Source organism: Gilliamella sp. Pas-s25 (assembly GCF_009795885.1).
GTDB lineage: Bacteria > Pseudomonadota > Gammaproteobacteria > Enterobacterales > Orbaceae > Gilliamella.
On sequence record NZ_WTEV01000007.1, the window covers coordinates 121,674 to 130,917 of the forward strand.

Here is a 9,244-nt window from a genome sequence, read left to right on the forward strand (position 1 = left end):
TTTATCGTAATTTGAAAAACAACTGTAAAGCATCGACATAACGCCATATCCCAGACAAGCGATATGGCGTTATATCATAAAAAAATCCTCATCACCAATTTGGCTAACCGCTTTATGGTCATTTGTCCAGCCATTTATTGCACTGAAAGACTTCATTAAACATTAAATCACACGACGCAATTACATATAAACAACATAATGTTCTAGGTGAGTTGCGTGTTTACTATAGGGCATTTACATAACTATTCTCTTTTTAGACCATATTTTTTTGTAAAAAATATTCAGGATTCTATACCGTTTGGTGATGACTTGAGACTTTGCCGCTCTGTTTTGCCTAATATTGAGCTCTTGTTTTGGAGGGTGGCGTGGATTGGCTAAAGTGGTTTCAGTCATTTGCTGTTTAAATGTTCAAAATAGCTATAGTGACCACATCCAAAACCCTACCACACTAAAATAGATTATGGTTTCAATCATTAAAACTCAGGACTCGCAGGCTTTGCCTGCTCAGCGTCCCAACTTACGCGGGGGCTTTATTCTTTGTTATATTATCCTCTCAAGCACCATAACCACCCCCGCGACCTAAGGATTAAGAAATAAACGCTAAAAGCTAAGGTGCGGTGCAAACGCCATAGCGGGAGTTGCTGGCAAAGAGGCTGGTGAAGTAGCCGTCGTCCGAGAAGACATCGAACTGGCCGCTATCTGTTGCGTCGCTCGTCCAGAAGAAGTTGCGGACGAAGCCCGCATCAGTGTAGTGGGTTATGATGCCCCACTCCGTGAAAAAGCCAGCGCCTATGTGACGCTTGTAATGATTACCTGATGAACTAGGTGTTGCACCTAAATTATTATAGTTTGAATTGGTTAAATCTCTTACCCGTGGCATTCGATAACCCAAACTATTACACCATGCTAACTGGTCACTATAAGTTTTCAATTGACCACCACGATTGACGAACCACTGCCTTAATACAAATCCATATTTTACTACCTCACCGCCATATATATCTCTACCCACTAACTCAAACGTCTGCGGTAACCATGGCTTAGCTATTCGACTAGGATTCGGATTATCCCATTGATTGCTTGCCTCTGGACCTGTTAGCCTAACACGTGCTACAACTTGTCCCTTATCCTCACCAGGAACCCACCATTCACGAGCTACAACATTTGTCACTGTCGCGGTGATTCCCTCATGCGTGACTGGTTCCCATGTCAATTGTTCTACATCTCCAGTTATGAGTAAATCAAAATATAAATTATGCGCACCCGTGGTCGGGAAATTTAGATTGTATGATTCAGGATTGGTTGATTGAACTAAGAAGCCTTTACTAGGATTCCATATGTCAACTGGGCCTGCATATTCGTTGCTACCAAAAAATAAAAACGGCCTTACATAATGGATAACTGGCCACGGTGGTAGCATTATTGCATCACTACGATTACCCGCTCGAGCTATTTTACCATTCAATGCCTGTAAATTCCATGAAGATGACAACAATAACAGCCCCAACACCAATAAGCTTTTTCGGGACAATTTCGATAATAAGTTGAAAGATAATTTCGAAGATATAAATAAGTTTTGTGTAAAAACTCGTCGAATAGGATTATTTGATAAATTTAAGACATAGGTTTGCCAGTGCTGGTGTCTAAAATGATAATGCATTATGGTTCACCCGTCAAGCAATGTTTTGTTTTATTTATATTTTTTATAATTATTCGCTTATTTAATAAGCTTATTTTCCTACAGCGATAAAAGTATAACCATTTATAAAATAGTTGGCTAGTTTTTTGGCTGACTTTTTTTATAAAGAAATGTAAAAAGAAAAACGGTCCAGTTTTATTGATAGTTAAATTTTTAATTAAAATATGGTGTTATGTTTCTAAATATCCTTCTACAATAAGTAATGAGATAAAAAGAAATTCAAACGTAAACAAGCCTATCAAGCGCATGAGGCGGTGACACTTGCTCGGAAAAGGCGAAAAAACAGCGGTAATGATAAGCCCATAGAGGATCGGTATGACATCAAATTGAAAAATACCTAATACATTATTACAGCCAGAGCAGATTGCCGCATGTTTAAACAAACGTCAGCGACTATTTCATTCGTTGACGACGAACAAATAAAGAAAATACAATATTTATTGAACTCACGCCCAAGAAAACGGCCTTAGAATAAAAGCCCTGCTCCTTTTATTCTAAGGAGTTAAGACGAATTGCACTTCATGGTGTAATCTAGTTTTTTTGTTATTTTATTATTTCATTGAAAGCGCTTAACGCTTGCTTCATTGCTTAGATTCACTTACGCTGAGCGTTATTCTTTAACTGCTTTACTTTTGATTAATCCCAAGCTCAATATCTATCTTATATAAAAATTAAGAAATTAGTATTAAGGATAAACGCAAATACCATAATTAGAGCTAGAAACCCAAGATGAGTTTAGGTTTTTAACACGGCCATTGTCCGATTCTACGAAGAAATCGCTATCGCTCGTCCAATATTCACTACGGCGGGCAAAGTCTGCACTTCTATACATAGTCAAGGTGCCCCATTCCGTTACGAATCCTGCTCCTATATTGCGTTGTAGGCTATTTTTGCGTGACTGTGGTGAAGCGCCGTCTATTCCGTTTCTACAAGGAAAATCGTCGTATCGAGGATTACCTACGCCACACTTCGCATTGGTCAGCTCTTTTACTCTTGGCATACGATAACCTATCGCATTACACCATGCGGCTTGCTCAGATTGGTTACCCGTTTTATCACCACGATGGACAAACCACTGCTTCAACACAAAACCATACTTTACCACCTCAGCACCATGTCTATTTCTACCCACTAATTCAAATGTTTGCGGCAAATGTGGCCTATGAACTAAACTTGGGTTATTGGAGTTTTTTTGAGTATAATTCGCTGATGGACCTGTTAAAATAACGCGTATAAATGTACTTTTTTCTAAAACAGTTCTTGTACTACAGGAAGGAATAAAACTTTCCAGAGTACTGCAAGCCTCATAAAACCAAGAATCACTCCTTGGTATATTTGTCACTGTGGCAGTAATTCCTTCGTGTGCATCTGACTGCCATGTTAAATCATTTGCATTTTCCTCTAAGACTAAATCAAAAAATACCCCATCAGCACCTGTGGTAGGGAAATTAAAAGCGTATAAAGGATGTGGTTGAGCGAAAAATCCTGTATTGTAAACAAATTCAGGAGCCGTGGGTTCAGGTTTAAGATCGTTCACACCTTCATTATAAATATAGTAAGGGGAAAGAGTAGGGGTAGCAAATAAGACAATTGGATCAGCAGGTATCATTATTGCATCACTACGATTACCCGCTTGAGCTTGTACATTCCATGAAGAAGATAATAATAACAGCCCCAACACCAATAAGCTTTTTCGGGATAATTTCGACGATATAAATAAGTTTCGTGTAAAAACTCGTCGAATAAGATTATTTGATAAATTTAAGACATAGGTTTGCCAGTGCTTGTGCCTTGTGCCTTGTGCCTAAAATGATAATGCATTATGGTTCACCTGTCAAGTAAATTGTTGTTTTATTTATCCTTTTTATGTTCTTTCGCTTATTAAATAATCCGTTTTTTAAGTTGATGAAAGTATAACCATTAAAAAAAAGCTTGGCTAGTTTTTTTTGGGGGATTTTTGGTAAAAATTATTTAGGTGTGACTTCGATTAAGTTTTATGAAAAGCTCTAATGGATTGAAATATTTGTTTTTTATCAAAATAACAATAAAATAAAAAATCAAATAAAATCAATATATTCATACAAATTTTTGCCTGATATTGAGTTTTTGTTTTGGTGGCTGAAGTGGATTTCAGTCATTTGCTGTTTAAATGTTCAAAATAGCTATAGTGACCACATCTGAAACCTTGCCACACTAAAATAGATTATGGTTTCAATCATTAAAACTCAGGACTCGCAGGCTTTGCCTGCTCAGCGTCCCAACTGGGTGGGGGGCTTCATACTTTGTTATGTTTTCCGCTATTTGCACCATAAGCTCCCCCCTGCTGCGCCATAAGGATTAAGAAATAAACGCTAAAAACTAAGGAGTAACGCACATAGCATAGTGGATACCTCGTACAATGTCCACGCCGATGTGGCCACTGTACGAGGCGACAATGAGATCACCATGCTTATAACTACCATCCGGTACTGGCATACCATCACTCGTCCAGTAGCTATAGTAAAGTTCCGCTCTATCGTAGCGGTTCATGGGGCTCCACTCCGTGAATAATCCAGCTCCAAGTCGTCTCTGGTAATGATTTCCACTTGATAATGGTGTAGCACTAAAACGTGATCTAGCATTAGTCAGATCCCTGACCTGTGGCAAACGATAACCTATACTACTACACCAAGATTGTTGCTCGGGTAGGCGTTTTAATGCCCCCTTTCGACTCACGAACCACTTTTGCAATGTAAATCCATATTTAAGTATCTCACTACCCTCACTATCTTTACCCACTAACTCAAAGGTCTGCGGTAAATTTGGCTTAGCAATTGGACCCGGATAAGGATTAAGCCATCGTTCTTCTGCCTCTGGACCTGTTAGTGTAACACGATACTCGGTATGGCATTCTTCACTACCACATCGTATCCGTGTCCCCATCGCCCCCATCCCCCTCCTCGCTGTAGTTGCTTTAATTCCCTCATGCGTGACTGGATCCCATAATAAACCTATTTCTCCCTCTCCCTCTACGATTAAATAAAAATATAATTCATGAGCCCCCGTAGTTGGAAAATTAAGCGCATATGATGCTGGATTGGTTGATTGAACCAGAAAGCCATAATCGGGATCCCATAGTTCAGCAGGGCCTGCATATGGACCAACGCCGTAGTCACGAGCAAAATAAAACCCCTCCGACATTGCGGATTTGATTCTTCCCCATTGTCCTGGTGGTAGAATTAGGGCATCACTGCTATCACCTCCTCGACTATTTTGACGCGATAATGCTTGTGAATTCAACGAAAACGACAATAATGATAGGAATATCAACACCAATGGGATTTTTCGGGATAGCTTTGATAATAATTTGAGGGATAACTTTGAGGACATCAACAAGACGAGAGTAAAAATTCGTCTAATGCGTCTATTTGATAAATTTAAGACATAGGTTTGGTGTTTAAAATGATAATGCATTGCGGTTTACCTGTCAAATAAATTATTGTTTTATTTATCCTTTTTGCGTTCACTCGCTTATTAAATAATCCTTTTTTTAAGTTGATGAAAGTATAACCATAAAAAAAAAACTTGGCTAGTTTTTTTGGGGGATTTTTTGGTAAAAATCATTTAGATGTAACTTCGATTAAGTTTTATAAAAACTTTAAAAGATTTAAATATTTGTTATTTTATTAAAATAGCAACAAAATAAAAAATCAAATAAAATCAATATATTTTCTGCCAATTTTTTAGGTTATTTTTATACAATTAAACTCCCGATATCACTATTATTACCTAATCTCCATATCCCGAATACTTAACATTCGATAAATTAAAAACACTTTGTTATAATCCCTCATCTCTTTAAAATAAAAAAAAACCAATGAAAGTTCTTATACCTATTGTCACTTTAACCCTCATGCCTTTTAACCTTTTTGCAGCGGATATTAACGGTCATGATCTATCACTCTTTTGGGGTATTCCTTTTGTGGGAATTTTGCTTTCAATTGCGCTAATGCCACTATTTTTATCGCGACTTTGGCATCATCATTATGGCAAAATTATTACTTTTTGGACAATGCTGTTGTTGCTGTTTGCTTTGTATGCATTTGGTTTACAAACTACCGTCAACCTTATTGCTCATGCAGTGATAGCCGAATATATTCCTTTTATTTTGTTACTGCTGGCACTGTTTACTGTGTCAGGCGGAATTTTAATTAAATGCGATGCGCTTAGTACGCCCAAGCAGAACGTTACTTTACTAGCAATTGGTACGCTATTAGCGTCGTTCATGGGCACCACAGGCGCTGCCATGTTAATGATTCGACCGTTGCTCCGTGCCAATCGTAATCGAAATTGTTCTGTGCATACTGTTATCTTTTTTATTTTTTTAGTGGCTAATATTGGCGGAGGATTAACACCACTGGGTGATCCACCGTTATTTATCGGTTTTTTGAAAGGAGTTAATTTTGGCTGGATTGTTATGCACATGCTATTGCCAGTGCTACTTAGCTCACTACTGTTATTAACAATTTACTACGCTATTGATTGCCACTACTTTCGCTTGCAGTATGGTCATCCGCCTGCACTAACTTCGGCTTCAAAAACCAAAAATGTTAAAATTTATGGAAAAAACAATATTTTTTTATTAATAGCAATTATTACCTGCGTACTAATGTCTGGCATTTGGCATTCATCGGTTAGTTTTACAGTTTTAGGTACACATGTTACTTTACCCAATTTAGTTCGCGATAGTTTGTTTATTATCATTACCCTCATTTCAATACTAATCACCCCTAAACAGGTACGTGCAGGTAACGAATTTAATTGGGAACCTATCATCGAAGTTGCCAAGCTATTTATGGGCATCTTTATTACTATCGTTCCGGTACTGACCATGTTACGAGCAGGTAGTCATGGTGCATTAGCCCCAATCGTATCACTGGTGACCAATACGCAAGGTGAGCCAATCAACAGCATGTACTTTTGGTTATCAGGTTTACTTTCTGGCTTTTTAGATAATGCGCCAACCTATTTAGTCTTTTTTAATCTAGCTTCGGGCGATGCCACAACCTTAATGACAGTGCTTGAAAAAACCTTACTGGCTATTTCAATGGGCTCGGTTTTTATGGGGGCACTTAGCTATATAGGTAATGCACCCAACCTTATGGTCAAAAGCATTGCAATGCAAAATAAAATTAACATGCCAAGCTTTTTTGGCTATATGAAATGGTCAATATGCATTTTAATTCCGGTGTTTATTATCAATAATTTAGTGTTTTTTATACTCTGTTAACTTAGGCAGTTAACAAGCCCTCCCATTCCAATGATTGTGATACCACAAATAGCCATTCTATATTCACCAGAAATTAGGTAATGTGTTTCTTTATCCGATTAAGTATAACCCAAATTACCTTTATCTGTTTCAGGTGATTTTTGTTAATAAGATTTAAGTAACATTTTTAATTGTTTACTGTTTATTTTTTCATACTTGATAACGTATTGAAAATACAAGCATTAAGCATGTCTAATATAGATTCATCTTTAAAAAATTAGAAAAAATAAGGTAAAAAAAGATTGCACAGAATAAAAAATAATCTTATTTTAAATAAACCAATGCATTATTTTTAGTTTTTGAATACTTTCTAAAGGAATTTAGGTAGATTATAGGTAGACATAAAAGAATACGTTATTCGATAAAGCTATTTTATATAAAAAGCTGACCTATCTTGTATCTAAATTTTCCAATGATCACCAAAATCAGATCCGTAAAGTGATTGTACAGTTATCCTAGCAGATAGCGTAAAAGTCAAGATATAGAGATAGATATCAGTATGAATAATAAAAATAATAATGATAATAAAGATAGAAAACAAGAAATCTTAGCGCCTATTTTGGTGCGTTTTTCAAAGATTCTAGATGTTATCGACCATGAAGTACATGATAAGTATAAACAACAACTTAAGGCCAATGGTGTTGTCAGTGGTATTCAACTGCTCAGTTTAAATAAAAAACTCAGTAAAACCGCGAGGGAAAAAGCAAAAGAGGATGCACAAAAAATAACACCTTGGCTCTATCCTGACCCAGAACAACAAAAAGAAAATGACGCCAAAAACTTTGACAAGTTATACAGTGTCACCACAAGATGTCCTTTAAATCAAAAAATTGTTATTCAATATGGTATTGACCCCACATTATCGGTATTTGCCAATACGCATCTTGAACGAGATAAATTACCTCGTAATGAAAAATTTATAAAAGTCGGTAGATTAAAAGGGCAATTATTGCCCGTCTAAACAGAACAGGTCCCCAATAAATTCGGCCCCACCAATATGGCGCACAGTGTTTTTTCGCCAGATGAAAAAAATGCCATACCCTTTGAATTAAATGAAGATGGGATAGCTGTTATTGAAAACTGTGCCCCAGGCCACCGCTATTATGTTCGAATTGCGCCAATAACCGATGAAGCAGAGATTAATAAGTGGTTAACTGGTTATCAACAAATTATTGAACACTTGTCTGAATTTTTAACATCAGAATGGGATAATGTGCATTCTAAACGTTGGCAAATATACGATGAAAAATACCAGCGAATTGAGCAATTTAATAGCGAAGGACTGAGGGGACAGCCACTCAATCCTTACCTCTCCGTGGTGACGGGAGATTTTATACTGGGGGTGATTGATGAAGGTAAGCAACCTATCATCGATGGGTTAGAATTTTCATTAAAATACAGTCCAACCCCATTGGGAGTTTTAAATGCCCTTGATTTGGCAAAAGCAGCGGCGGATAAATTTTGGGAATGGTATCATTCTTCTGAAAAAACAGAAGATGAACAAAAAGAAGCCTATTTTTTTGTGCAAGATGAAGTTTATATCTATATCATTGCAGCTGCAGTGGAATATTGGTATCAATTGCAGTCACCAAAGGATAAAGCCTATCTCGCTGGAAAGGCTTTTTTTCATATTGCGGTTGAAATTGTTTTGTTTATTGCTGAATGTTACCTCTTTGGAAAAGTTATTCCTATTGCTGCCAGTGTAATCAAAGCCTCTTCATCAGCTATCAGCCGAAGCGCCGCTGCGTTACGGGCTAAAGGCGGCGTTAGCGCGATTGAAACTGCCACAACAGAAGATGTTATTCTATCAATGCCACAGCGTTTTGCTGAATTCTTTGGCAAAAAACAGCAAAAGGCCGTTCTACCCGAAAGCACATCTGGTGGGATAACCGAAGAAGTGGTACTTGAGCAAGGCAAAATTAACCATATTAACAATGCCGGAAAAAATGAAGCGACGATGGAGATGGGCAATGCTGTAGAAACAGAGAGTAATGCCGTTAAAAACCTGTCTAACGAAGTCGATGGTAATGCCGTTAAGGGTGAAACCAATTTAGACCCCGTATCAATGTTAACCGGTGAGGAATTGTTAACCCTTGTTGATGATACGCTATTGAGTCAATTCCCGTTTGTTTGGCAACGGCTTTACCGGACGAGTGCCGTTGAGTTCAATAATGGATTAGGTTATGGTTGGAGCCACACGCTTTGTCATAGCCTTACTTTTACTGAAGACCATCACA

Annotated in this window: 6 protein-coding genes; 3 read left to right on the top strand and 3 right to left on the bottom strand. The window is 37.5% G+C overall.

Annotated elements, in window-relative coordinates:
- Nucleotides 1-607 precede the first annotated feature (607 nt).
- The 3 genes from GQ593_RS05285 to GQ593_RS05295 form a co-directional block, all read right to left on the bottom strand.
- Nucleotides 608-1,660: a hypothetical protein gene (locus tag GQ593_RS05285; protein WP_160431110.1), complete on the bottom strand. Its 1,053-nt coding sequence runs from the start codon at nt 1,658-1,660 to the stop codon at nt 608-610.
- Nucleotides 1,661-2,384: 724 nt separating this feature from the next.
- Nucleotides 2,385-3,380 (bottom strand): hypothetical protein, encoded by a 996-nt coding sequence (locus tag GQ593_RS05290; protein WP_160431111.1) that lies wholly within the window; start codon nt 3,378-3,380, stop codon nt 2,385-2,387.
- A gap of 677 nt (nt 3,381-4,057) precedes the next feature.
- On the bottom strand, nt 4,058-4,978 hold the full coding sequence (locus GQ593_RS05295) for a hypothetical protein (protein WP_237397690.1): 921 nt from the start codon (nt 4,976-4,978) through the stop codon (nt 4,058-4,060).
- Nucleotides 4,979-5,555: 577 nt separating this feature from the next.
- On the opposite strand from GQ593_RS05295, the gene GQ593_RS05300 reads away from it, so the two are divergent.
- The 3 genes from GQ593_RS05300 to GQ593_RS05310 form a co-directional block, all read left to right on the top strand.
- Nucleotides 5,556-6,968 (top strand): sodium:proton antiporter, encoded by a 1,413-nt coding sequence (locus tag GQ593_RS05300; RefSeq protein ID WP_160431113.1) that lies wholly within the window; start codon nt 5,556-5,558, stop codon nt 6,966-6,968.
- Nucleotides 6,969-7,506: 538 nt separating this feature from the next.
- Complete coding sequence (locus GQ593_RS05305; RefSeq protein ID WP_160431114.1) at nt 7,507-7,968, top strand: hypothetical protein; 462 nt, start codon at nt 7,507-7,509, stop codon at nt 7,966-7,968.
- A gap of 36 nt (nt 7,969-8,004) precedes the next feature.
- A partial coding sequence (locus GQ593_RS05310) for a DUF6531 domain-containing protein (protein ID WP_160431115.1) occupies nt 8,005-9,244 on the top strand: 1,240 nt, incomplete at its 3' end.